18 protein-coding genes are annotated in these 23,820 nt (G+C 44.0%); 8 read left to right on the top strand and 10 right to left on the bottom strand.

All coding sequences use genetic code 11. The features are described 5' to 3' along the window. The 3 genes from JWG45_RS04510 to JWG45_RS04500 all read right to left on the bottom strand — a co-directional run. Positions 1-4,909, bottom strand: a 4,909-nt coding sequence (locus tag JWG45_RS04510; RefSeq protein WP_205278595.1) for an AAA family ATPase, incomplete at its 3' end; no start/stop codon positions are given. Positions 4,910-4,941: 32 nt separating this feature from the next. Beyond that, a complete protein-coding gene (locus JWG45_RS04505) occupies positions 4,942-5,916 on the bottom strand; it encodes a ketoacyl-ACP synthase III (RefSeq protein WP_205278594.1) in 975 nt (324 codons plus the stop codon). Between the two features lie 34 nt (positions 5,917-5,950). Then, entirely contained in the window at positions 5,951-7,738 is a 1,788-nt protein-coding gene (locus JWG45_RS04500; RefSeq protein WP_205278593.1) for a CoA-transferase, read from the bottom strand. A 609-nt stretch (positions 7,739-8,347) separates the two neighbouring features. On the opposite strand from JWG45_RS04500, the gene JWG45_RS04495 reads away from it, so the two are divergent. From JWG45_RS04495 to JWG45_RS04485, 3 genes are all read left to right on the top strand, one after another. Continuing rightward, a complete protein-coding gene (locus JWG45_RS04495) occupies positions 8,348-9,220 on the top strand; it encodes an acyl-CoA thioesterase (protein WP_205278592.1) in 873 nt (290 codons plus the stop codon). A gap of 30 nt (positions 9,221-9,250) precedes the next feature. After that, positions 9,251-10,009, top strand: a complete 759-nt coding sequence (locus JWG45_RS04490; RefSeq protein ID WP_205278591.1) for an SDR family NAD(P)-dependent oxidoreductase — start codon at positions 9,251-9,253, stop codon at positions 10,007-10,009. Between the two features lie 170 nt (positions 10,010-10,179). Continuing rightward, a complete protein-coding gene (locus JWG45_RS04485) occupies positions 10,180-11,001 on the top strand; it encodes a PP2C family protein-serine/threonine phosphatase (protein ID WP_205278590.1) in 822 nt (273 codons plus the stop codon). On the opposite strand, the gene JWG45_RS04480 is transcribed toward JWG45_RS04485, so the two are convergent. Together JWG45_RS04480 and JWG45_RS04475 are read right to left on the bottom strand one after the other, a co-directional pair. Next, entirely contained in the window at positions 10,976-11,503 is a 528-nt protein-coding gene (locus tag JWG45_RS04480) for a SiaB family protein kinase (protein ID WP_205278589.1), read from the bottom strand. The two genes, JWG45_RS04485 and JWG45_RS04480, sit on opposite strands and share 26 nt — an antisense overlap. 10 nt (positions 11,504-11,513) lie before the next feature. Further along, complete coding sequence (locus tag JWG45_RS04475; RefSeq protein ID WP_205278588.1) at positions 11,514-12,800, bottom strand: beta-ketoacyl-[acyl-carrier-protein] synthase family protein; 1,287 nt, start codon at positions 12,798-12,800, stop codon at positions 11,514-11,516. A gap of 834 nt (positions 12,801-13,634) precedes the next feature. On the opposite strand from JWG45_RS04475, the gene JWG45_RS04470 reads away from it, so the two are divergent. After that, a complete protein-coding gene (locus JWG45_RS04470) occupies positions 13,635-15,107 on the top strand; it encodes an adenylate/guanylate cyclase domain-containing protein (protein WP_205278587.1) in 1,473 nt (490 codons plus the stop codon). 102 nt (positions 15,108-15,209) lie between these two features. Then, positions 15,210-15,641: an LA_2478/LA_2722/LA_4182 family protein gene (locus JWG45_RS04465; protein WP_205278586.1), complete on the top strand. Its 432-nt coding sequence runs from the start codon at positions 15,210-15,212 to the stop codon at positions 15,639-15,641. A 234-nt stretch (positions 15,642-15,875) separates the two neighbouring features. Here JWG45_RS04465 and JWG45_RS04460 read toward each other — a convergent pair whose 3' ends face one another. Genes JWG45_RS04460 through JWG45_RS04440 form a run of 5 tightly spaced genes read right to left on the bottom strand, consistent with a single transcriptional unit; the run spans position 15,876 to position 19,326 of the window. Further along, complete coding sequence (locus JWG45_RS04460; protein WP_205278585.1) at positions 15,876-16,880, bottom strand: lysylphosphatidylglycerol synthase transmembrane domain-containing protein; 1,005 nt, start codon at positions 16,878-16,880, stop codon at positions 15,876-15,878. Positions 16,881-16,899: 19 nt separating this feature from the next. Continuing rightward, entirely contained in the window at positions 16,900-17,250 is a 351-nt protein-coding gene (locus JWG45_RS04455; protein ID WP_205278584.1) for a histidine triad nucleotide-binding protein, read from the bottom strand. Beyond that, the gene (locus JWG45_RS04450) at positions 17,247-18,143 is read right to left on the bottom strand and encodes an ROK family protein (protein WP_205278583.1); all 897 of its coding nucleotides are present in this window, start codon (positions 18,141-18,143) and stop codon (positions 17,247-17,249) included. Before JWG45_RS04450 ends, JWG45_RS04455 begins: the two co-directional genes overlap by 4 nt. After that, complete coding sequence (locus tag JWG45_RS04445) at positions 18,140-18,805, bottom strand: ABC transporter ATP-binding protein (RefSeq protein WP_205278582.1); 666 nt, start codon at positions 18,803-18,805, stop codon at positions 18,140-18,142. Before JWG45_RS04445 ends, JWG45_RS04450 begins: the two co-directional genes overlap by 4 nt. Then, a complete protein-coding gene (locus JWG45_RS04440; RefSeq protein WP_205278581.1) occupies positions 18,802-19,326 on the bottom strand; it encodes an ABC transporter permease in 525 nt (174 codons plus the stop codon). The genes JWG45_RS04445 and JWG45_RS04440 overlap by 4 nt, the downstream gene beginning before the upstream one ends. Before the next feature lie 114 nt (positions 19,327-19,440). Between JWG45_RS04440 and JWG45_RS04435 the strand changes: the two genes are divergently transcribed. The 3 genes from JWG45_RS04435 (at position 19,441) to JWG45_RS04425 (ending at position 23,816) form a co-directional block, all read left to right on the top strand. Beyond that, the gene (locus tag JWG45_RS04435) at positions 19,441-21,012 is read left to right on the top strand and encodes a tetratricopeptide repeat protein (RefSeq protein WP_205278580.1); all 1,572 of its coding nucleotides are present in this window, start codon (positions 19,441-19,443) and stop codon (positions 21,010-21,012) included. A gap of 660 nt (positions 21,013-21,672) precedes the next feature. Next, complete coding sequence (locus JWG45_RS04430; protein WP_205278579.1) at positions 21,673-22,272, top strand: hypothetical protein; 600 nt, start codon at positions 21,673-21,675, stop codon at positions 22,270-22,272. A gap of 143 nt (positions 22,273-22,415) precedes the next feature. Further along, a complete protein-coding gene (locus JWG45_RS04425) occupies positions 22,416-23,816 on the top strand; it encodes a TolC family protein (RefSeq protein WP_408611599.1) in 1,401 nt (466 codons plus the stop codon). Positions 23,817-23,820: the final 4 nt, after the last annotated feature.

Here is a 23,820-nt window from a genome sequence, read left to right as displayed (position 1 = left end):
TTACATTCTTATTCAAATGTTCTAAGACCTTTCCGGGATCTTTGATTCCCGCTTCGTTTACGATCTGGTTGAGCAAAGTATTTCCGATCATTGACATTAAAGCACCAGGGACGCCGTGTCCAGTACAATCGACGGCAGCTAGAAAAATTGATCCTTCTTTTTTGCTGAACCAATAGAAGTCTCCCGAGACGATATCCTTCGGTCTGAAGAGGACGAATTGCTCTTTTAGATTTTTTGCAAGAAGAGTTTCGGAGGGAAGAATCGCCTGTTGAATATTCAATGAATATGTGATACTGTCTGTGATATGCTGATTCTTTAATCCAAGGTCCGCGTTTGCCTGGGCCAACTCTCTCGTTCTTTCCCTGACTTTCTCCTCCATATTCGCATAGAGTAACGCATTATCGATGGAAATCGCAGCTTGCGAGGAAAGAATGTTCATGATCTGCAGCCGATCCGAAGTAAACGCACCTTCCGAAAGATTATTTTCGAGATAGAGAATTCCGGAAATTTCTCCTTGTTTGATCACCGGGGTACAAAGAACGGATTTAGTTTTAGAATTCTTAATATACTCGTCCTTGTTGAACTTCTCGTCTTGGTTAGCGTTTCTAAGTACCAAATTCTCCTTCGTACGTTCCACGTAGTAGATAAGAGAGATCGGAAGATTTTTACTGTTGCCGAGAGGAATTCCGGTGAGAACGTCGACGTCGTCCTTTGTGATCGAACCTTCCGCTTCCACATAGAGCCTTCCTTCTTTTTTAAGAATGAGAACTCCTCTCTGCGCCCCTGCGTTTTCGATTACGATCTTCATCAACTTGTCTAAGAGATTTTCCAGTTTGATCTCTCCGGAAATCGCAGTAGAACTTTTTAATACGGATTGAAGATCCAAGGTCTGACCCGAATAAACTTCCGTGGCCGCCGCAGTCGTGGTCGAAATCGTTCTGTGGGTTCGAATCGTTCCGGTTCCTCGTTCGCGGATAAACTCCGGATATTTGGACTTGAGCATACTTTGTTTGAGGTTTGCTCCCCAAAGTCCGTAACGATGAAAGGCTTCGTTGATAAATTCTCCGGCGATCTTGATACTTCCTTTGGAAAGCCAGAAGGTCGCGGCCATCTCGCAGGCAAGAGCTTCATCGTTTGGAAATTCGTTCTTTCTCGCTTCTCGGATCGCCGCTTCGTAGGTTCTCGCCGCCTTCCAATTTTTGTATTCCAGTCTTGCAAGTTCCGCTTCGACTAAGAGATGTTTGTGGTAGAAGTTTTCGGGGCAACTTTCCGCTAACACCAAGAGTTGTTTTTGGTTCTCACGGATTTTTTTGAGATATTCTTTTTTCTTATCAGGTGTAACTTTTTTATAATTCGCGGCAAGCGTGAGGGAATACAAAAAATTATGCTCCCAAGGGCCATACTGACCTCCGAGATAAAGGATCATACCATTGGCTTCCTCCGATTCTTGAAGAGCCAGTTGATATTCTCCATACATCAATAATGATCGTATCTTCATCACTTTGAACGTACAGATCGGTGCCAAGCTTTGGTGATCGTTGCAAAGATCGATATATTCCTTTTCCTGATATTCGTTTGAAGAAAAGTCAAGATGGCCGCCCGTTTCCCCTCTTAAATTGGAAAGAATCAAGGTTGTACCTAAGATCGTATCGATAGCGAGATTGTTTTTCACCTTTCTAACGAATTTCAGAAGTTGGTTGATCTTAGGTTTTAGAATTTCTAGATTTTTCCCTTGAAAAAGAACGTTAGACGCATCGTTCATGGCCGCATAACTTCCGTGTAGAAACTCTCCGGAATCCAAGGCGGCCTGTACACATTTGATGTTCACTTCTTCGGAGAACTTGAGGTGTTTTACGAACGAGGAAGAATAATTCGCCAATATGTTTGCGGCTTTTGTGTAACCGCCCGAGTTCATATATTTCTCGCTGAGTTTGACGGCGAGTTCGCAAAAATCGTATGCGGCCTTGTAATCGGACAGTTTCCCAACAAGAACCATTCCGTAGCAGGAGTAACCGTAGGAATCGGATAGATTTCCGTATTTCAAAAGTAAGTTCGCCATCTTCAAACAGATCACAGGGAATAGGGCGGGTTCCTTGTTGTAGGCCATCGGGATCGCGCTAATCAACAGATTCACAGCCCAGATATGGTTTGCATCCGTCATAAGAGGCTCGTCTAGCAGCGATGTTACACTTCTGTTTTTTAAATTTTTTCTTACCTCTTCGATTTCTTTGTCCACAACCTTATCGAAGTTTGAAGTCGGAATTTCGATTCCTAACGGTTTTAAGGCTTTGATCACCGTTGGCATCGCGAGATCGAATTTTCCTTGAGCCGAATATTCGATCATCAGCAAGTTGTAGGCTTCTGCTTGTTCGACCGGCGTTTTTGCCTGTTTTAAGATGGTCTGAATCATCTCTTGTGATTCTTCAAAATTTCCGTTGAGATATAGAACTTCCGCTAATTCCTTGTGAACAGAATACGCAAGTTCGTATTCTTTCGACCAGAGTTCCTTGTCTCCCTTCTCCGCTTCCGGAAGCGCAAAAAGAAGTTCTCTTGCTTTTTCGGAGTATAATTTCGCGGGTTTATAAGCGGCCGAGAGTTTGGCTTTTTGGGCCGCCTGAATATTCAACTGAAGTAGTTTTCTTTTTTCTTCGTTTTTCGTGATTAGGGAGGAACCGGTGTTTAGATGATTTACAACGTCGAAAATAGAATCTTCCAACGCTTTTTCGTTTAAGTTTTCTAAGAGGATTCTTCCTATTTTTAATCGAGTGGTCTGTTTTTGAGCTTCGCTTAACAATTCATAACTTGCTTGTTGGACACGGTCGTGTTGAAAACGAAATAGGATCGTCTTGGCTATCTGAAAGTTTTTTTCTCTGTTTTCTTCCACTTCCTCCATCGAATCGACCAATCGGTAGTTGTCTCCGTAAGGAACTATCAATTCCTCTTCCATCGTTTCTAAAATTGCCGCCGCAGTTTCTTTTAGGGTGGTTCCTAAAATTTTGGATTGGACTCCGAGATCAAAGTTGCTTCCGATGCAAGAAGCTAACTTTAAAGTTTCCTGCGTACGCGGAGAAAGTTTTTTGATTCTTCTTACTAGAAGTTCTACCACGTTATCCGAAATGTCTGTGTTTTTTATTTTTTCAAGATTCCAGATCCACTTTCCGCTGAACGTAGAGTCACCTTTTTTATAGGAAATGATCTCTTCCTTCGATAATTGTTTTAAGAGTTCGTTGATAAAAAACGGATTTCCCCTCGTTTTTGAATAAACGATTTCAGCAAAACTCAATGTTTCTTCGGAAGAACTTCTAAGGCTGTCCGCCAAAAGTTCGTTTACGTTTTGCAGGCTGAGGGGTTTTAGAAGAATTTTGTCCAATCGGAAACCTTCTTTTTCCAAACCTGAAACCAAAGTCGAAAACGGATGTGTGGAATCGACTTCGTTGTCTCTGTAAGCCAACATTAAGAAAAGGTAATTTACGGAAACGTCTTCGATTAAGTTTTTTACTAACTCCAGAGACGATGTGTCCGCCCACTGTAAGTCGTCTAGAAAGATGGCGAGGGGGTGTTCTTGATTTGCAAAAATCTTTATGAAGTTCTGAAAGACCAGATAAAAACGGTTCGCATTTTCTTGGGCACCCAACTCGGTTACGGCCGTTTGCGGACCGATAATAAATTCGAGTTCGGGTAAAACGTCGGTGATGACTTTTCCATTGCTTCCTAACGTATCTTTGATCTTATTCTTCCAGTCTTCGATTCTTTCGGGGGATTCCGTGAGAATTTGTTCGATCAAATTGGAAAAGACCTGAATGATCGCGCTGAAAGGAACGTTTCGATTGTATTGATCAAACTTGCCAGATACAAAATAACCTTTGGATTCGGTGAGAGGTTTGTTGATTTCTTTTACGAGAGAGGATTTTCCGACCCCCGAATAACCTGCGATCAAAACGACGCTTGTTCTTCCGGTGTCCGTGACTTTTTTAAATTCACCTAATAGTGAATTTATATATTCTTCTCTACCATACAACTTCTGAGGGATCTTAAATTCTTGGGAATAGTCCTTGGATCCTAAGACAAACGCAGGAACGTCTCCGGACTCGAGCCATTTTTTCTGAACGGTTTCTAAATCGGCCTTTAACCCTTCCGAAGTTTGATAACGATCCTCGGCGGTTTTAGATAATAATTTTAATACGATTTGGGACAATGCTTCCGGAATTTCGTTTCTGAGTTTGCGCGGATCGGCGGGATCTTTTGCAAGATGAAAGTGAACGAGTTCCAAAAGGTCTTCGCTTTCAAACGGAAGTTTTCCGGTGATGAGTTCGTAAAACGTGATTCCTAAGGAATAAAAATCGCTTCGGTAGTCGACGGATCGATTCATTCTTCCGGTTTGTTCGGGTGACACGTAGTGAATACTTCCTTCCAATCGGTTAGGATTGGACCAGGACGTTTCTTCCTTGGAAAGACGAGTGGAAATCCCGAAATCGACGATTCTTAATATACTTCCTTCCGGATTGAAGATGATGTTATCCGGTTTTAAATCCTTATGTATTACTTTTTTATTATGTATTTCCCCGAGTCTTTCGGCGAGATCGATCGCAATTTTGAAAAAGTCCTTCAGGTTGACCGGTTTTTTTCCGGAGAAATGTTTGAGGGTTCCTCCCGGAACGAATTCTAAGACGAGAATGAATCCTTCCGGGATTTTTTCCATGGCGAAGGCGTGGATCATCTTCTCGGATGCGAGATAATTTAGAATTTCGAATTCGTTTCTTAAATTGACGACCGCAGGATGTAATTCGTCCAGGATGGGAATGTATTTGACGACTACCGGAACCCCATCCTTGGTTCGAACGGCTTTGTAAACTTCCGTCGACGAATCCGAATTCATTCTTTCTTTTAGTTCGTAACCTTCAATTTTCATATCTTTTTATTTCCTGTTTTTTCTCTCTTTCTTTAGAGACGAAATAGGAGTCCTCCCCAATAAAATCCTCCGCCGACGGCCGGAGTGAGGAATACGTCTCCTTTTTTGAATATTCCTTTATAATAATATTCTGATAAGACTATCGGTATCGAAGCGGCGGATGTGTTTCCGACCTTTTCAAAATTCATGAGAATTTTTTCTCTCGGAAATTTGGTTCTTTTGAGAACGTCCTGTACCACAACGTCCGTCCCCGGATGAGGGATCACCCAGTCGATGTCGTCGATCGTCAAACCGTTTTTTTCCAGGAGTTGATCCATGGATTTGAGAGTAAGATCCGCGGCGTTTGTGACGAGTTCCGGATAACTTTTCACATAACTCTGAGGAGGCGGTCCCGTGACTATGATCCCGGAAAGGTCTCCGTCGTCTTGTAAGAATGAGTCGATGATTCCAAAATTCCTATCTCCCGTAAATTCCAAGAAGACTCCGGCCGCCGCGTCTCCCGCGGTGAATTCTCCGTAACCTCCCATGCGTGTTCGAACCGAAAATCGTTCACTTCCGATGACCAACGCATTCTTGAATTTGCCGGAACTTAGGAATGCGGAAGCGGTCTGAACTCCGTGGACAAAACCGGTACAAGCCGTGCTTACGTCAAAGGCGAGCGCGTTTTTTGTTCCCGATAATTTGGACGCTTGGGGGGCGAGATCGGGAAGATAATAACGATCGGTCCAGTTTGCGAGAATATAAAGATCCACATCCTCCGGTTTTTTTCCGGCGTCCTTGAGAGCCATCTCTGCAACTTTCGCGGCCATATACATCGCGGTCTCTTTTTCGTTGGCTCTTCTTCTTTCGTTGACTCCGATATTTCCGATCACAGCTTTTTCTGCGGGGTGCATTTCAGGAAATTTCAAACGAGAGCGGATTTCTTCGTTTGTCACGATTGTTTCGGGAAAATAATGACCGAAACCGGTGATTCTCACTCCATTGCTCGTTAAATTTTTTCCGCTCATTTTTTTCCCCTAAGTAAATTCGAATTTTATTTTATTATGGAAGTCTTGTATATACCATAAATTGTTCTATGTAAATCTTTTCCGGGTCCAATTCTCTTAAAACGGTAAGCTCTTCCGCTGTCACGGGTTTTTCTTCTTTGAGCGGAACGTCTTCGTCCGGCGGGAGCCAGGACGTATAACGAAGAACCGCTTCTTCCGGTTCCATTTCCTCGTCCGAAGGAGGTGCGATCCAATGTGTGAATTCGAAAACGTGATCCGAGTTGGGTTGTCTCTGAAACCTTCCGAATTGACAGATGGCTTCCATCACACGATCTCCCACTGAAGTAATGTAGTTTACCTTTTTTACGAATCTTCCCCGATTCGCTTTTGCAACCACGATACAATCCGCGCTCGCGGCGATATCATTGGCGCCTCCGGAACCCACGAGAAATTTCCCTTTGGTAGTTCTTGTGGAATTGATGTTTCCGAACCAGTCGACTTCCGCCGCGCCCAAAACTCCGAGACAGTGATCCGGAACCACCGTTCCTAAAATGCCTGTGATATCCGAAAGCATCGTGCAGTCTTTTGTGTGTAATTGACTGAATAAAAATACGTCTCCGGCATGAGGTTTCATGGAATAGAATCCGAGTTCCGTGATGACTTGAACTTGAATTCCTTCCTTTTCCAAAAAATGCGCGGCCGTCCAAGCCGAAATATGCGCGGCTCCGATTCCCGCAAGAATCGTTTTGTATCCTTTTGTCTTTACGTATTCTTGAATCGCTCTCGCCGCGAGGATGATCATCTGCTCCGAATCGTTGACGGTAGTGGGATCTTCCAGTTTCAGCGCTTTGTTTTCTTCCGGAATTTGTTTTAGTTTTCTGAGACGAGAACTTCCTAAACGTTCCAGATATTCGGAGTGACCGCCGGGAAGGTTAACGTAATCCGCGTACCATTTTTCGGCTTTGGAAGGCACGTTAGCTGCTTCATTGGCTTCGATTTGAAATTCATAATCGTCTAGATAAGTGGATAGACCTTCGAAGGCCGAAATTCCAGGAAGATCGAAAACTCGAAGAGACTGGGGATGTGCTCCGTATTCCGCAACGGATAAAGCGACGACTCTGTTTCCGGGAATGGTTACGAGTTCGGGAGGAATCGATCCTTTCGGAACGATTCTTTCCACCGTTGCGATGACTCCTCGTTTTGCGGAGAGCGCGCCCCAGTAGCCTTCGCCGCTCGGAGGACAGAGAACAAGATTTCCGTCTTCGTCCCCGATGACCGCGTGTAACAAAGTGTAGTCGGGGTTTAAAGGAAGAATGTAGGCTAGATCCGTTCCTTTTTTACCTTTATAATCCTGAGTATAAGGAAGATTTTCCTTTTGCGAAACGCTTTGTGGATCCGGAAACAGAAAAGCCGTTTTGCCTAACTTGTCCAAAATCAAATCGCTTCCTAAAAGAGAATTCGTAATAAATCCGGGAAGCCGCATCGCACCGGCCATCAGTCTTTGTACGATACTCAATAAGGACCAGAGTTCGAGTTCGAACGGTGTTCCGTCCAAAAGATTCGAGTAGAGTGAATTTGGAGAAGGTTTCGGATAATTGTCTCCGGCAAAACCGGTGATCATCTTTTTTACAATCTTGGAGATGGTAAGAGCGTGTGCGCTGGAATGAATTCCCGCCATGCTGATCGTAAACTCAGGATTTGTATTTTGGAAACATCGTGCGAGAGAATAGATGAGCGCATTGGGTCTCGACATAGTCGCCGAAAGATGAAGCGACATTCCCGGCTTCACGATCTCTCGGATCATTTCATCTGGATTTGTAAAGATCTTCTTGTTTGCTTCCAATGATTCTATGTTTCCCGGATCAGTATGAATGTTCTGGATTTTTTTTTCCGATCTGCAAGGACGCTTTTCTTTCTCTCCGGTGCTACGAGAAAAAGAGAAGATTCATTACAGAGAAGTCGGAGTTTTTTAAAATCCTAAGTTTTTTCTTTCTATTCTTTTTCAACAAACACCGAGTAGATTTTTGGCGTGTCTCAATGGTGGAAAGATCTTCCTTGGAGAAGGCTTCCGAGCAAGAACTTTTTGAAGCAGAATCTAAAAACAATCCTTGATTATAAAAAATTATCTAAATCAAAATTTGCGACTCTTGATCGATTTGAGAACCGGATATGTGATTTTAGGAACCTATAATAAATCAGGAAGTCCGTTTTTTCATTTTCGATTTTGTAAGAGACTTTCCTCTTGTTAGGATCAAAGTGCCATTTCGATTCAAGACGAGCCTTTCGAAAACCGAAACTAACAATAGGAAGATCTTTTTTCGAGAACTCGGGACCGGTTCTTTTCGGGAACGATTCTAACGTTTCGATTTTTTGATTTGGAAAATAAGAAGGGCGGGCGGCGTTAGAATCATTATGTCCCGATTGAACTTCGTAGTAATATAAAATATTTCTTATGGCCGATATACAGATTGAATTTCCGGAAACCTATCACTTCTCAACGGAGTTGTCGATTCGTAAAACAGATTTGACTCTGGATATTCACGTCTCCTTTGCTTCGATCTTGGATCTGGTGATGGAAGCGCATCTGCAGTTTTTTCAATATCTCGGTTTTTCAGTGACTAACATTTACGGGAAGAGTATCATCTTTGCTAACGCTGGAATTTTGTATCAGGGCGAATTGCTCTACAACGATCAAGTGAAGATCGATGTAGTTTTAGCGAATCTCGGAGAAAAATCCTTCGATCTTTATTTTCGTATCTCCAAAAACCAAAGAAAAGAGAAGGTTTCTCTCGTTCAAATTCGGGTTTTATTTTTCGACTATTCAATTCGTAAGGTTGTTCCGGTTCCGGAAGGTTTTAGAAAGAAGTTTACGGACGGAAAAATCCCTTCTTATCCTTCTCCTACCGTCGGTGTTTCGGAAACGGTATCTTCTATCGCTTCCGCGACTCAGATTCGCACCTTGGATAAGCTGGAAGTCTGGAGACTCGCTCACAATCTCATTTTAAAAGTATATAAACTCGGAAATCAATTGGAGGGCTCCCGGGGAAAAGATCACACACAACTTCTGGAGCATCTCCGTTCGGTTGCGACCCTTTTACCCGTTTCGATTGCGGGAGCATGGGGAAGCCGGATTCTTTCCCAGAAAATAAAAAACATTCTCAAAGCAAAAGTTCATCTGGAAGAACTCAGATATCTTTTTATCCTGATCGAAGACTTAAAAGTGACTTCTGTGGAGAGGGAACTTACCGATTTGGAAGTGATCAACGGACATCTGAAAAAATATCTATCTCGAGTGAAAAACGGGAAAACGAGAAAGATATCCTAAATTTTGAATATTCTATTTTTGGAGAATTCGATGAAAGACAAAGTCGCTATGGTGACCGGCGGAAGCACAGGAATCGGAAAGGCAGTAGTTCAAGAGTTCGTTTTCAGAGGAGCGAAAGTTGTATTCTGCGGCAGGCGGTCCGAAGAGGGGAAAAAATTAGAATCCGAAATTAGATCAAAGGGAGGTGACGTTCTTTTCGTAGCCTGCGACATCACTTTCGGAGAACAAGTAAAAAAAGCCGTGGATGCCGCGGTTGAAAAATTCGGCAGATTGGATTTCGGAATCAACAATGCAGGAATTATGGGAGAGAATCACCTTTTGCACGAATACCCGGAAGAGGTATGGGATAAGGTGGTAAATGTAAATCTCAAAGGCGCTTGGCTTTCGATGAAATATCAGATTCCTGAAATGTTAAAACTCGGAGGAGGAGCGATCGTGAACGTCTCTTCGATTTCGGGGATCAACGGTGTTGTCGGAATCAATCCTTATTCCGCCGCAAAACACGGAATCATCGGTTTGACCAAAAGTGGAGCTCTCGAATATGCAAAAAAAAACATTCGTATCAACGCGATTTGTCCCGGAGCCGTGAAGACTGAAATTTTGGACGAGCTCTTTCATTTTGCGAAAGATTCGGCGGAGGCCGAAAAACAACTCGTAAAACTGCATCCTCTCCATCGAATCGCAACTCCCGAAGAAATCGCGAAAGTTGCGGTTTGGTTGTGCAGCGAGGACGCCTCTTTTATCACCGGTACGGCTCTTCCCGTGGACGGCGGTTATTCCGCTAAATAATTTTCTTTTTTAAACGAAATAGAAAGAAGCGAATTAGAATTTAGGAATTCTTCGTCTCAATAGTTTGAAAAAAGCGACCTCCTGAAGATTTGTTCTTGAATACCTTCGCTGACACAATTTTATAATAGTTTTACGGAAATTCCTTCAAAATTCCGTACTTTTTATTCTTCATGATGATTCAATATTTCGGAATTACGGAAAAGGGAAATTTTCGTTCGCATAACGAGGATTCGATGTATGTTTCCGGAGAAATCGTCGCCGGTACGGTTTCCGGTTCCTTTGCTTCCACCGGCATCCGCGATTCTTCCCATTCTCCTTTGATTCTTGCGCTCGCGGACGGTATGGGAGGTCATACTTCCGGGGAAATCGCAAGCCGTCTCACGTTGGAAAAACTCGCCTGGATGGAGAGAGCCATTCAACCTCTGGAAGAACTTCCGAGGGCAGGTTGGCAGAATTTATTTCGGAAGATCAACAACGAAATCAACGAACACGCTTTGATGACCGGTAAACTTGGAATGGGAACCACTCTTGTCGGCGCGCTTTTCGGAAGAAAAAAGGTTCTTGTTTTCAATATGGGCGATAGTCGAGCCTATCATTTTTCTTCCCAAGGGGTCCATAAGATCACCGTGGATCATTCCTTTTCCGATTCGGTCCGAGGAGGGAATCAGAGTTCCAGGAGTTATATCACGAGTTGTATCGGAGGCGGAACCACGGATCTTCAGATGGATCTTTTTGATATTACGAATTCTTTAAGCGAAGGGGATCGGATCCTTCTTTGCACGGACGGGCTTACGGACGTCATTAAAATCGACGATCTGGAAGAAATTCTTAAAAACGCGTCTAACGTAAAGGAGGCCTGTTCTCATCTCGCGGAAGAAGCGAATCTTAGAATGACGAGAGATAATACTTCCGTGATCGTGATCGAAGTCAAAGAGATGGCCCTTTCGCACGCGGAACCTTGGAAACTCACCCCAAGCGAAAGAAAACGGTAAGAGTGAAAAAAAACTCTCCGTTTGGAGACTCTTCGAAAGAGGAGCGGAATGGAAAATCAGATTTTTTTAATATTTCTAAGAATCCCAAACCGGCGCCTTTGCTATCCTCGGGTCTTTCTCCCCTGATTTTTTCCTGATAGAGTTCCTTGATCTCTTCTCCCGTAAGCGAGAGAAAGTGTTCCAGTTTTTCCTGGAGCGGGGAGGCCGTCTCAGAAGTTAAAAAGTTCGCGGTGGAGAGTTTGAGAATGTGGCTTTTTTCCTTTACTAAGATCAATCCGACTCCGTAATCCTTTTCCCTTTCGGAGGAATAGTGGCTTACGTTCTGGGCCATCTCTACGAATACTTTGAGAATTTTATTTTTCCTTTTTTCATCCGAGATTCTACTTTTGAGAATTTCGGTGAGACTTCCTAAGATGTCCTGGGTCACGGCGCCTTGGTAGTAAAGGACCGACTTCATTTTTTTGGAATGATCGTATTGTTTGTGGAGTCCGCCGGATTTCATTCTTCGTACCCTAAAGATCCGGTGCAGTCAGACTTACAAAAGAGGATTGGCTACCGATGGCGAAGGCCATCGAGATCGCGTTTCTTAGACGAACCTTTCTCTGACCTTCGGTTATATGATCGTGATCACATTCCGGATCCACGTCCTTGAGATTGATCGTAGGACAGATGATCTGTTTTTCCAACATAAGCGCCGTCGCGGCAACGTTGATGATTCCCGCAGCTCCAAAAGTATGTCCGAAGATCGGTTTGATGGAACCGAGCGGAGCCCATTTGTTTTTTGCAAGACCGTTGTATAAAACTTTCATCGCTCTGCTTTCCGCCATATCGTTGTTAATCGTGGCCGTCCCGTGTCCGCAAAAGTAATCGATATCGCCTAGGTGCATTCCGCTGATTTTTAAAAGTCGGCTCAGACCCGTCGCGGCTTTTTTACCGGTTAGATCCATTCTCATTGCGTGATCGGCTTCGTTGTAACTAAACGTTCCTAAGACCTCTGCGTAGATGCGAGCTCCTCGGGCGATTGCGTGATCCATTCTTTCCATACAAAGGACTGCGGCGCCTTCTCCTAAAATAAAGCCGTCCCTGTTTCGATCATAGGGTTTGATCGCGGACTTAGGATGTTTTTCTTCGGAGGACATGACCGAACTCGCGGGATCCGAATACATCATCATGAGAGGTTTGATCAGAGGAAACTCGTGTCCTCCCGCATACATTACCTCGGCTCTTCCTTTTCGAATCGCCTGATAACAAAGGCTGATCGCATGATGTCCGCCCACACAGGCCGCCGTGATGGTGGTCACGAATCCTTGGATATTTGCGTAAATCGCGGTGAGGTTTGTGGGATTAGATGCCATTGAAGTAAGAACCGAATAACGATCGAAGACGCTCGCGTTTCTTTCCTGGTGATAGAGTTTCCAGGCGTGTTCCCACCAAGCCAGAGACGCGCGGGAAGACGAATCGATAAAGCCCACCTTGGAAGGATCGACCGAATCTTTCTCCAGTTTTGCGTCCTTTCTCGCTTCTTCCATCGCGGACATAAGGGCGAAGGTTTCAAGATTGTAATTCTTTGCGTGTTTTTCGTTTAAGTCGGGAAGAAATTTTTTCCAGTCAAAGTTGTTCATCTCTGCCGCAACTTTTACGGGCATGTCTTCCGTATTAAATCGAGTGATCGTATCGATCTGAGAATTTCCTTCGGAAAGATTTTTCCAAAATTCGTCCACCGAGAATGTGTTAGGAAGGATGACTCCGATTCCGGTGATTACAACCCTCGAGTTTTTACTTTGTTTCGTTTTATCCATATTGATTTCGATCTGATCCGCGTTTGACTTCTTGATGGGGATAACGCGCTTTTCGATTTTGAAGAAAACGAAGTTTCTTCGAAAGGCCACCTGTTTTGAATTTTTGAGAAAAGGATTTTAAGTATGACATTCGACGCCAAAAATCAAATCAAAAAAACCAAATGTATTTTTTTTGCTCCGCGAAGTGTTTCTTGGGATGAGTTCCGACTTTCCTCGGTAAAGCCTAGGGCAAACTTGCGGAACCTGGTTTTTTTGTTTTTCGGAATCGCTCTGTAAAAACAAAGTTTTGTGGGAACTCTCACGTTTCCTTCGATTTCGAATTCTTTGTAAGACAAAGCGTCTTTCGAAAAAGGTTTTGCTAAGAACCCGAAGTTCACCCAAGGAAAATTCTCCGGAAAATCGGTTTTTCCGAACACGGGAGGTCGGAAGTTCGTCTCTTTCTTGTTAATGGAAGCCCGAGTTTGTCCGAAATCAAGGTAGGGTTTCGCTCAAAATCTCAAAATGCACCATATAAAATGCTCTATTGTTTGAGATGAAAACGATGGAGTTCCTACAGAGCGCGACGTTGAGAGCGATTCGGGAATTTTCGAAAGGATTGATATCGATTGCCGATCCATTTTTATTGGAGTTCCTACATTCTACAAAACTCAATGTCTCGCTTCGATCGGCGTTCGACAGTTTTTGAGGCAACCTCTAACATTCGAAAGGAAACCAAAAATGAGTCCGAGCTAGGAAATGAAATAAATGTAACAAAAAAAGTTACAAAATACTTGCCATAGAAACGCCTTCGGAGAAGATCGATTCGTTTTGGTGTTGAATCCTAGGAGGGATGTTATGTGGAATGAAACTCTTTTGGCGCAGAAGAAAAAAGCCTTAGAAGGATTTGGCGTTTTATCAAAGGAATCGATCTCTCGATTTATCGAGAGTTTGCATTCTCAAAATGAATGGAAATTACATAGAATCAATCCGCTTCGATTTGCTCGGGAGAATGATTTTGAAACGGGGGAGACGATCGATCTATTCTTACATTCCGGAAAGATCGGTTTGATCGATTTTTCTTATAATATGATTTGTCCCGCTTGTGGAGGAGTCGTCTCGTCGCATACTTCTTTGGATCAGATAGAAGAAAAGAGTTTTCATTGTCATATCTGTAATCTCGACGTTCCTACCACGCTGGACGATCAAGTAGAAGTCAGTTTTGCCGTAAACCCTTCTCTCAAGAAGCAGAATCTGGATCCTTTGGTGGACGCTGAAACGTATCTCAAATATCATATTTCCGCAAACTTTCATAAATCCAAGGAACTTTTGGATTTTATAGGGAATAACACTAAGGATCTGATCGTTCTCGAACCGGGAGCAACTCGGAAAATCACGTTAGACGCAACAGATGTTCCCGCTTTTCAACTCAGCTCGGTGGAAAACAATTCGGCCGTACATTTGTATTTCGACGGAAAGGAAACTCCGGACGACCAAGTCATCGAACTAAGTCTTCTAACGAACGGCTTTACTCCGAACGAACTTCATCTCGCTCCGGGAGAATACGAACTCAAGGTTTCTAATCTTACGATCGCGAAAGCCGGATTTCTAATCATCAAACCCGATCTCAAAAGAATATTAGAAATCGTGAAAGAACATCCTACGGTGATAGAGCCCTTTCTGACCGCAAAGATGCTTTTGAACAATCAGACTTTCCGTGAACTCTTTCGAATTCAACAGTTGAGCAGTAAACTGAATCTGAACGTAAAAAGTCTTACCATTCTTTTTACCGATCTCAGAGGTTCGACCGAGATGTATGACAAGGCAGGGGATATACTCGCCTATCGATTGGTTCAGGAACATTTTCGTCTTCTTACGGAAACTGTGAAAAAATTCCACGGTGCGATCGTAAAAACGATGGGGGACGCGATTATGGCGACTTTTTCGAGTCCTCTGGACGGAATGTTCGCCGCTCTCGAGATGATGACTCGGATCGATCGTATGAACGAAGAATTCAAAGAACACGGACACGAAATCGGTCTGAAGGTGGGTTTAAACGAAGGGCCTGCGTTAGCCGTAATCAATGACGAAAGACTCGACTATTTCGGACAAAGCGTGAATATCGCTGCCCGCGTTCAATCCCTCGCTTCGGCCGGAGAAATATGGGTGACCGAGCCGATTCTTTCGAGTCCCGGAATTCAAGAAGAATTGAATCTGAGAGGGTATGATTCCGAAAAACACGAGGCATCTCTCAAGGGAGTCGGTCAGAAGGCAACGGTTCATAAACTTTTTAAATTGGAAGAACGGAGAGAATGGGTAAACGCGGTATAAAACTGCGTTCTTCCCTTTCGTAAAACCGGAAAAGAATTAGAAAAAAATTATTTTCAAAAACATACCAAGAACGATCCTTTTGTTTTTTAATAGGAAAGGGTTATGAATCACAAAAAAACGAGTCTTTTAGTTTTCGTCTCTTTGACACTTTTTGTTCTCAACTGCAAAGGAGCGGGAAATCCCGCCGCCGAAATGCAGGAACTTGCAAAGAAGTCGAAAGATATTACCTGTTCCAAGACGGTAGAATGTGCGAAAGAGCAATTCAGCAAATTGCCCGAGGCTCAGAGAAAATTTCTTCCTCCTATGCTTCAATCCAAAGAAGCTTGTTTAGAATCGATTGAACAAAACGCCGCGGCTCAAAGAGCAAAAACCGGGACGACCGAAGCCGACGAGTGGAAGGACGCAACTCCTGAAAAAGTGAAAGCCGCAAAGGAATGTATGGAGTTGATCGAAAAGACAAGCTGTTCCGAAATGATGTCGCCTAACAACCCGATTCAAAAATCGGAAGCCTGTCAGTTTTTATCTAAGAAATAAAAATTCTTAAGGGAAAGTCCGTCCACTCGGGCGGATTTTTTTTTCAACCTTTTTTAAATCATCTCAACTTTGGGAAGTGTTCCAAAAATTGATATCTTCAAAAAATTGAGATCGATTTTGTTCCGGTTCTTTTCATCGATCAAAATCCCGTAGCCAGGTTTAAAACAGAAGATCCGTAGATTTAGTTTTTCGGTTCTTTGAATGTAGCATCATAATTCCGAAAGAGGGAAACGATCAGGAATTCTCCTCGATCACCTCGGATTCTTTGAGGGAGAATTCCGCTTTTCCTAAGCCGCGTCTTCTTCGATCCACGATCCAATAAAGATAGAAAATAATCGCGAATATACTCTGTAAAATAAACTGCGCCAGGTGAACCGTGGTCGCGTAGAACAATCCTTCGGAGGCCTTTCTTCCCATCAAAACGAAGGATGACGTAACCGAGGCGTGAAAAACTCCCGCGCCTGAGGGTGCGGAGGGAACCATCACTCCGACCGCACCCGCGAACATGATCAAGACGATTCCCGCGTAGCTCATTTCGATTCCGACTAACTTGAGTAAGATGCCGTAACTGAGCGCGTATCCGATCAACCAAGTAAACATAGTCAATAGGGCGGGAAGAAGAAATCTTTTGAGAACCAAAAACTTTCCGAGGTCCCGCACGTAGTGGGCGAGTTTTTGTAAAAACCATTCTTTCTTTCCTAAGAGTCCGGCGGCCCAAGCAAGAACGGAAACGATCGTTTCGTTTAAGAATCGAACCGCGAGAAGTCCGAGAAAAATTCCGAGGATCACAAGCGACGAAATGATAAAGAAAGAATCGCTACTTTCGTCTTTGATTCCTAAAAACATCAACGCGCAGATTCCGGCGGAGAATATAAAAGAAAAATCCAAAACCTTTTCGATAAAAAGCGCCGTCACCAAGGTCGGATATTGGAGATCGGATTCTTTTTTACAAAAATACAAACGGAAAATGTCTCCTCCTCTCGCGGGAAGAAACATATTCGCCCCAACTCCGATGAAAGAGGAAAAGAGCGCATAACGGAACGCGATTTGTTTTCCCATCAAGAGATGCCATCTCCAAGAGAATAAAAGAAGTCCCCAGGCCGAAGAAATACAAAACGGTATAAGATAGATCGGTTCCCAACGTTCTTGAATTTTTGAAAATTCGGTCAGATCCAATTTTGAAAATAAAAATCCGAGTGCGACGACGCTGACGACGGTTCCAAATAGAATTCGTTTCAATTTTTTTATTCCTTAAGTTTTAACCCGGGGGCCAGTGGAGTTGGCGTTCGGCCAATAGATGAAAGTGAATATGAAATACCGTTTGTCCGCCGTTCTTTCCGGTATTGTTTACGACCCGATATCCGTTTTCTGCAATTCCCAAATTCTTTGCTACGTCGCGGATCTGAACGAGTATGTTTCCAAGGAGCGCGGAGTCTTCGTTTTTTACATCCGCGAGCGAAACGATGTGTTTTTTGGGGATGAATACGATATGAACCGGAGCCTGCGGAGAAATATCATAAAATGCTAATATTTCTTCGTTTTCAAAGGCGATCTTGGAAGGAATTTCCTTCGCGATGATCTTGCAGAAGATACAATTTGGATCTTTCATTCGTGATTCTCCATACAAAGTGCGGCCGCGCCGAGCGCTCCCGCTACGTTTCCACCGGGTAGAATTTGAGTATAAGTTCTAAAAATAGGAAAGATTAGTCCGTGAATTTTTTCTTTCAAGACGTTTCCGTAGAGATCCCAGGATTTGACGAGTCCTCCTGTGAAGACGATTTTCTCCGGATTGACCGTGTGAATCAAAGTTCTACAGAGCTGGGAAAGCGCGTCGATCCCTTCGTTTAACAAAGTTACTGCGACCTTTTCTCCCTTTCTAACGTTTTCGAAAAATTCTTCCGCCGAAGAAAGATGATTTCCGGTCGTTTCGTGATAACGGTGAAGAAATCCGCTCGCGCTAAAATAGGCTTCCGTACATCCTCTTTGTCCACAACCGCAGAGCGCGCCTCCGGGAAGGTACGTTACGTGTCCTGCTTCCATCCCGCTTCCCCGATATCCGTTGAACAGTTTTCCCTGATACACCCAACCTCCGCCGAGCCCCGTGCCTAACGTTAGGATCATCAGATTGGAAGATCCTTTTCCGAGACCGAAACGATATTCTCCGAGAGCCGCGAGGTTTGCGTCGTTATTGTAATATACGGGAAGTTTAAAATTCTTCTTGAGATGAGCGACTAACGCAACTTCTTTTAAGAGGGGAAGGTTCGCGGACTCGATGAGAATTCCGTTTTCCGTGTCGATCGGTCCCGGGCTTCCGATTCCGACCGCGACGAGCGAAGGATCTTCGAGTTCGTTCACGATGTTTACGAGAGAATCCAAAAATTCTTTTTCGGTCGTTTCGATTCCCGTGTTTCTCGAGGTTTGTTTGAGAATGTTCCCGCTTTTATCGACGAGACTCGCTTTGATGCTCCCGGCTCCGATATCGATCCCGAGATAGGATTTCATTTTACCACCCGGGTAAACGCTCCCTCTCTCATCTCGTAGATTGTTTTTGCGTCGAAGGCCAGATTCATATCGTGGGTTACGAGTAGAATCGTTAGTCCTCTTGTGTTAAAATCGTTTAAAAGATTTCTTACGAGTTCGCTGTTCTCCGGATCCAAATCGCCGGAAGGTTCGTCTGCGAGAAGGAGTTCGGGTTCGTTGATCAGGGATCTTGCGATCGCCGTCATTTGAATTTGTCCGCCCGAAAGTTTACTCGGATAACTCTTGCGAATCGATTCGAGGCGCAAACTCTGAATGAGGTATTCGCATTTTTCCAAATATTCTTTTTGGCTGAACTTTCCTACGAGAAGAGCCGGAAGCAGAATATTCTCCTCCACGTCGAGATGAGGAAGGAGTTCCGAAAATTGAAAGATCAGTCCTATGTTTCTCGCGCGGAAATTCGCCAAGGTTCCGTGACCCATGTCGCTCACCTTGGTCGTGTCGAAGTAAACTTCTCCTGAGGTGCTCGAAAGCATTCCCGTGATCATCGAAAGAAGAGTGGTCTTTCCCGAACCGGAAGGTCCTACGATCGCGACATAGTCGGATTGGTTCATGTCGAAAGATACGCCGTTCACGGCCTTGGACTTTCCGTATTCTCTTGAGAGATCGTTGATGCGAAGAATCATTTGCCCCTCCGGATCGAACGATACGGGTCTAAAAAAGTAAGAATCACGGAAACGATTCCTCCGGTTCCGGAGATCAACGAAATACAAACCAAGAACGCCTTTCCGTAATCCAAAAGGCTGGAACTTTCACCAAACCAGGGTGGGAAGACAATCGTGGCCAAAACACTCAGGAAGAATCCGGTCCCGTGTAAAATCCAGAGTTCCGCCACCAAAAGGCGGATCGTGCCGATCCGATTGCCTCCGACCGCCATCATAATCCCGGCGTCCGCGGTTCTCAGGAGGGTTCTCGAAAGTGCCATAAAAATCAATCCGGCGCTGCTGAGTAATAAAACCAACTGTGGATAATTCCGGAAGAGTTCGATACTAGAAGGGTTGGAAGGGGCTTTGTCCATTCTCAGTAGAAAAATTCCGAAAATCAGGAAAAAACAAAAGAATACGGAAAATCCTATATGAAGAATACTGATTGTCATATCGCGTTTTACGATAGAATACGCAAATCTGAGGTAGGTAAGTTTTCCCATCTGGTTTTAGTTTCTACAAATGATTTGATTTTATCCCAAGATCGGGAAATACCCGGCTCGGTTCCCGGGATTTTATCCATTTACTAACTCGAACCTGAAAGAAAAACAAAAAAAATGATCTTCGTCATTCTTGTAGCCATTGGAATCATTCTGATCGTTGCGTTTGGATCTTTTCTGATCCAGACCAAGAAAGACGCATTCGAAAAGGCCCTCGCACTGGCCGCTATGGGCAATTATGTCGATGCCCGAGTTATCATTCGCGATATCTTAGACAATTCTCCTTCGAACGTCCGGGCCCACTACGTGATCGCAAAAATCTACGCGATGGAAGGGGATACGACCAATGAAGCCCGTCATCTTGAAAAAATCAAAAAGATCGGGACCTATGAGAAGGGGATCAACGAGGTTGCGGTTTCCAATCGGATCGCGGATATCTACTACCAACAGGATCTTTTTGAGGAAGCGCTCTTTCACTATTTGGATACGGTCCAAGTGGAAACCGAAAACGCGGAAGCGAATGTTCGGATCGCGTTTATGGCCCTGGGTCAAAAAGAATTCGGAATCGCGGATCGGTTCCTGAGTAAAATTCCCAACGAAAAGATCAAGGTCGCATCGATCTTTATCGGGAAGGGTGTCATTTCCGCCGCTCTTCGAAAAGGAAATCCGGTAGAATTTTTTGCAAAAGCCTACGAGCTCGATCCGGCTTCTCCGGTCGGAGGTTTTCTCTACGCGCTCAGTTTGAGCCGGGATGGAAAATACGAGGAAGCGTCCAAGGTCGCAAACTCGGTGGCGGATCTGATTGAAGACGATTATGTACGTTATACGATCTTTCAATTCTTAATGTGCAATTTTATTCTTCAGAAAAATTTGGGAGAGGCTCTCAAACACGCGAGACTCTGTATGGAGATGGCGAGAAACAGCGGATGGAAACAGGAGATGATCGACTCGGACGTTTACTTTTCCCTTCTCGCCGTGAAACTCGGAAAGTTGGAAGAGGCGAGCGAGTATCTCATCGAAGCAGAGTCCGAAAGGATCGACGACAAACGAATCATCGATCTCGCCAATTATAAATTCCAATTGGAAACAAAACGCGCCGACGCGAACAAAGCGGCTCAGAGCGGATTCTCTTTGGACGAAGAGATCGGAAGAATTTTCAGCGAACTTTTTCCGATGGAAAGATTCTACGAACTTTCGGGACTCAAGTCATCCAAGTCCTTTCACATCAAAGGAATCATCGACGAACAGGGAAACAAAGTCCTCGGAGACGTTTCCAAAATCGGAGTCGGCGTTCTGGATCATTACCGACAACTCAAGGGTGTAGAATTTAAGAATCTCTGTGTTCGAATCGTGATGGCCTTGAACTACACCGTAAGCCGGGAAGTTCCCAACAAAGAAGGCGACGGCCTCAATCTTACGGGACTCAACAAAACCGATAAGGAAACAAGAGCTCTTTTCAAATTTAGAAAGTGGAAGGACGCGAAAATTTCCGATATCTTTCTTCGGGATACCATCGGTCAGTTGAAAGAATTGGGAGTAGACAAGGCCTTTGTCTTGGGAGACGCGGAATTTACGGAAGGAGCCAAACGGTTTCTCACAGACAATCCGAGTTTTCTCACCGTTGTCTACGGCAAGGATCTCGAAGAACTTTTAAAAAAGGCGCTCCGTCTGGAATCCAAAGGAGCGTAAGAAGATATCTCCGCTTGCTTGGAATACACATCTCGTTTCGGTTAAATCCATCTACAAAACTTCCGCAGAAAGTTCTGAGTCGGACGCTTAAGCTTCCTTCCACGCTCGTGAAATTGTTTCAAGAAAAAGAGATCGGAGTATTACACACCGAAAAAATTCCTTTGGAGTAAAAACTCCGGATTCTGAAATCATTTCTTCGAATGATACGGACGATCGGATTTTGATACCAAAAATTCCGATTTTTTAGATTCGTATCTCATTCGAAAAAAACCTCGCAGACTTCCACTCGTTACGATCCGCAAGATCAGAAATCAAAATTTGTTTTTACTCTTCGAACAATTCTTACCTGCAATGCTGAAGGAATTTTCCACGAACGAATGGCTGGAATTGACGAACGAGGATGGATCGTTCACGAGAACGGATTCTTATGAACACAAGACAAACGCTTCCGAAAGACCCGAATCATTCCCGATCGGTTTCCTTTTTTATTTGTATCTTTCTTATTTTTAACAATCGCAAAAAACGATATCTTCCTTTTGAGAAAGTGTTGTCTTGAAGAAGATCGGTTTCAGAGGATAAAAAATAAAAGTTTCGTTCGACTTTCAGGATGATTTTCAGAGACTGGACTCGTTCCCTGTTTTGTAAAAATTCAAATCCGTTATGAAGTCCTTGTTCTCACATTCGATTCGAAAGATTTCCGAAAGAGTTTTCTGGCTCGGGCTTTTCTTGTCATTTTCTTGTCATACGGCTTCCGAACGGGAATTCTTTCTTTCTCGAGGAGATGGAAAAGCCCCCGAAATTCGTGCCGGAAAAATTTTTCTCGCGGGTCATACGGGAGATCACGGCAAGGACACTCCTGAAATTCTTCTTATAATGAAGTCCCTCGTAGACGATACGGTCGGCCGGGATTTTTCCAAATTGCCGGAGCGGGTTTCACCGAAGGACGGTTTACTCTTGGATCTGAAGGGAATCTGGACTCGGGAACAAATCGCGAAGGAACTTCAAAAAAAAGAGAATTATTTTCAAACCTACTTTTTCGATCGAGAACTTCTCAAAAAACAAAAAAACTCCGAGAACGTTCGTACAGTCCGAGATTTGTTTCTTCTTTCGGGCGGAATCGAGGCAGAGTTTTATTACGAAAGTTTGACGGAATGCGAATTGAAACTCAGATTTAAAGATAACATAGAACTGGAGAAGGAACTTCTCAATCCATACTTTAAGAAAGTGCAGGGAAAATGGTATCTTCACAGAATGTTTTAACCAAGCGAGGCGAAGAATTCTTCGTCTCTAAAAAAGTTTTTTCCAAAAATACGGAAGGAGAACATTCTCCTTCTTTGGGTCTTCGTGTCTTTCGGTTTCTCAAAACTTTTTTGGTTTTGGGTTTTTTGAGTTTTGTTTCCGTGATGATCGCTCCGGTTCAAGGAGAAGTGATTCCTCTGGAAACGAATTCGACGACGGAAGAGGATAAAAAGAAATCCGGAAATTCGGACGAAGATAAATCGATTTCTTCTCCATTGGATGCGGCGACCGAAAAAACTCAGTCCCCCACTTCTTCGATCCCTGTGACTTTTTCCGGAAAGATCATCGACTGGGACGTGGAAAGACTGACCGAACACGCCGTCGCAAACAACCCTCTTTACTTGGCGGAAAGACAAAACATGGGAATCGAAAGGGGAAAGGTGATCACCGCTTCTCTTTCCAGAAATCCGGTCCTTCAACTCCAACAACAATTCATCGGAGTTCCCGGAGGCGGAGGATCTTCGAGTCCGAATCTATTGGGACAGAACGGATCTCAGGGCGGAAGTACCGAAGTCGCCCCCGGTTTATATCAGGACTTGGACGTTTACGGAGTGATCTCCTTGCGTTCCAAGGTCGCGAAAAAATCCTTCGAAGCAGTTTTAGGGGAATTCGAAAATTTCGACAGGCTCTTTCGTCTTCGTCTCAGACAGAATTACTGGGCTTATCTCTTTCTAACGAATTTAGTAGATTATAATAAAGAATTTTACGAAAACTACAGCGACCTTCTCGAACTCACGAAGTTTCGAGTGGAAAAGGGAGACATTTCCCCTCTCGAGTTCGAAAGACTCGAACTGGAAAGAATTCAGGTGGAGAAGTTTTACAGAGACGCCTTGGTTCGGAGACAGATCGTCGAGAAGGAACTCCGGATTCTTTCCGGAATCCGTGAATCGGAAGGAGTTTTTGCGTTTAAGACGGAGATGAAATTTAAGTCCTTGGAAGACCTGGGTTTGCGTCTGAAGGATTCCGCCGTGGCCGTGGTTCATCGTCCGGACATCGCCGCCCTGGAAGAAAGGGTCAAAGAGAAAAAACTCAACATCGATCTTCAAAGAAGGGAAAGTCTTGGTTATCTTCAAGTCGGCGGAGAATGGAGAATCAAAGGAAACGAACACTATGCGGGTGTGTTTGCTTCGATCCCGCTTCCGATCAACGACCGTGGTCAGGGAAAGGTTCTTTCCGCGAGGGAAGAACACAAAAAATTCGAACTCGCTCTGGAAGCCAAAAAAAGAGAAGTCAACGAAGAGATCGAAGCTTCCAAGAAGGAACTCCTCGCAAGGGAAGATCTTCTTGCAAAATACGAAAGAATCAATCTATTACAAAAAAACAAGCTGTTAGAACAAAAATCCAGGATAGCCTATGTCCGTGGTGCATCCGACCAGGTGACCTTTCTTCAGGCGGAAAAGAATTATCTTACGGTCCTGAGGGATTATTACGAAGTGTTGTATCTCTATTATAACGCCGTGGAAATTTATAAGGCCGCAGTCGGTAAAAAAACAGAGAGGGATTAAGAAT

Source organism: Leptospira ainlahdjerensis, from assembly GCF_016919175.1.
Classification (GTDB): domain Bacteria; phylum Spirochaetota; class Leptospiria; order Leptospirales; family Leptospiraceae; genus Leptospira; species Leptospira ainlahdjerensis.
This window is presented reverse-complemented; position numbering and strand designations above follow the sequence as displayed.

Coding starts and splice junctions, on each gene's coding strand:
- JWG45_RS04435 (WP_205278580.1), top strand. CDS start 19,441: ATGATCTTCGTCATTCTTGTAGCCATTGGAATCATTCTGATCGTTGCG.
- JWG45_RS04450 (WP_205278583.1), bottom strand. CDS start 18,143: ATGAAATCCTATCTCGGGATCGATATCGGAGCCGGGAGCATCAAAGCG.
- JWG45_RS04470 (WP_205278587.1), top strand. CDS start 13,635: ATGTGGAATGAAACTCTTTTGGCGCAGAAGAAAAAAGCCTTAGAAGGA.
- JWG45_RS04445 (WP_205278582.1), bottom strand. CDS start 18,805: ATGATTCTTCGCATCAACGATCTCTCAAGAGAATACGGAAAGTCCAAG.
- JWG45_RS04480 (WP_205278589.1), bottom strand. CDS start 11,503: ATGAAATCCGGCGGACTCCACAAACAATACGATCATTCCAAAAAAATG.
- JWG45_RS04440 (WP_205278581.1), bottom strand. CDS start 19,326: ATGGGAAAACTTACCTACCTCAGATTTGCGTATTCTATCGTAAAACGC.
- JWG45_RS04505 (WP_205278594.1), bottom strand. CDS start 5,916: ATGAGCGGAAAAAATTTAACGAGCAATGGAGTGAGAATCACCGGTTTC.
- JWG45_RS04475 (WP_205278588.1), bottom strand. CDS start 12,800: ATGGATAAAACGAAACAAAGTAAAAACTCGAGGGTTGTAATCACCGGA.
- JWG45_RS04455 (WP_205278584.1), bottom strand. CDS start 17,250: ATGAAAGATCCAAATTGTATCTTCTGCAAGATCATCGCGAAGGAAATT.
- JWG45_RS04465 (WP_205278586.1), top strand. CDS start 15,210: ATGAATCACAAAAAAACGAGTCTTTTAGTTTTCGTCTCTTTGACACTT.
- JWG45_RS04485 (WP_205278590.1), top strand. CDS start 10,180: ATGATGATTCAATATTTCGGAATTACGGAAAAGGGAAATTTTCGTTCG.
- JWG45_RS04495 (WP_205278592.1), top strand. CDS start 8,348: ATGGCCGATATACAGATTGAATTTCCGGAAACCTATCACTTCTCAACG.
- JWG45_RS04425 (WP_408611599.1), top strand. CDS start 22,416: ATGATCGCTCCGGTTCAAGGAGAAGTGATTCCTCTGGAAACGAATTCG.
- JWG45_RS04490 (WP_205278591.1), top strand. CDS start 9,251: ATGAAAGACAAAGTCGCTATGGTGACCGGCGGAAGCACAGGAATCGGA.
- JWG45_RS04430 (WP_205278579.1), top strand. CDS start 21,673: ATGAAGTCCTTGTTCTCACATTCGATTCGAAAGATTTCCGAAAGAGTT.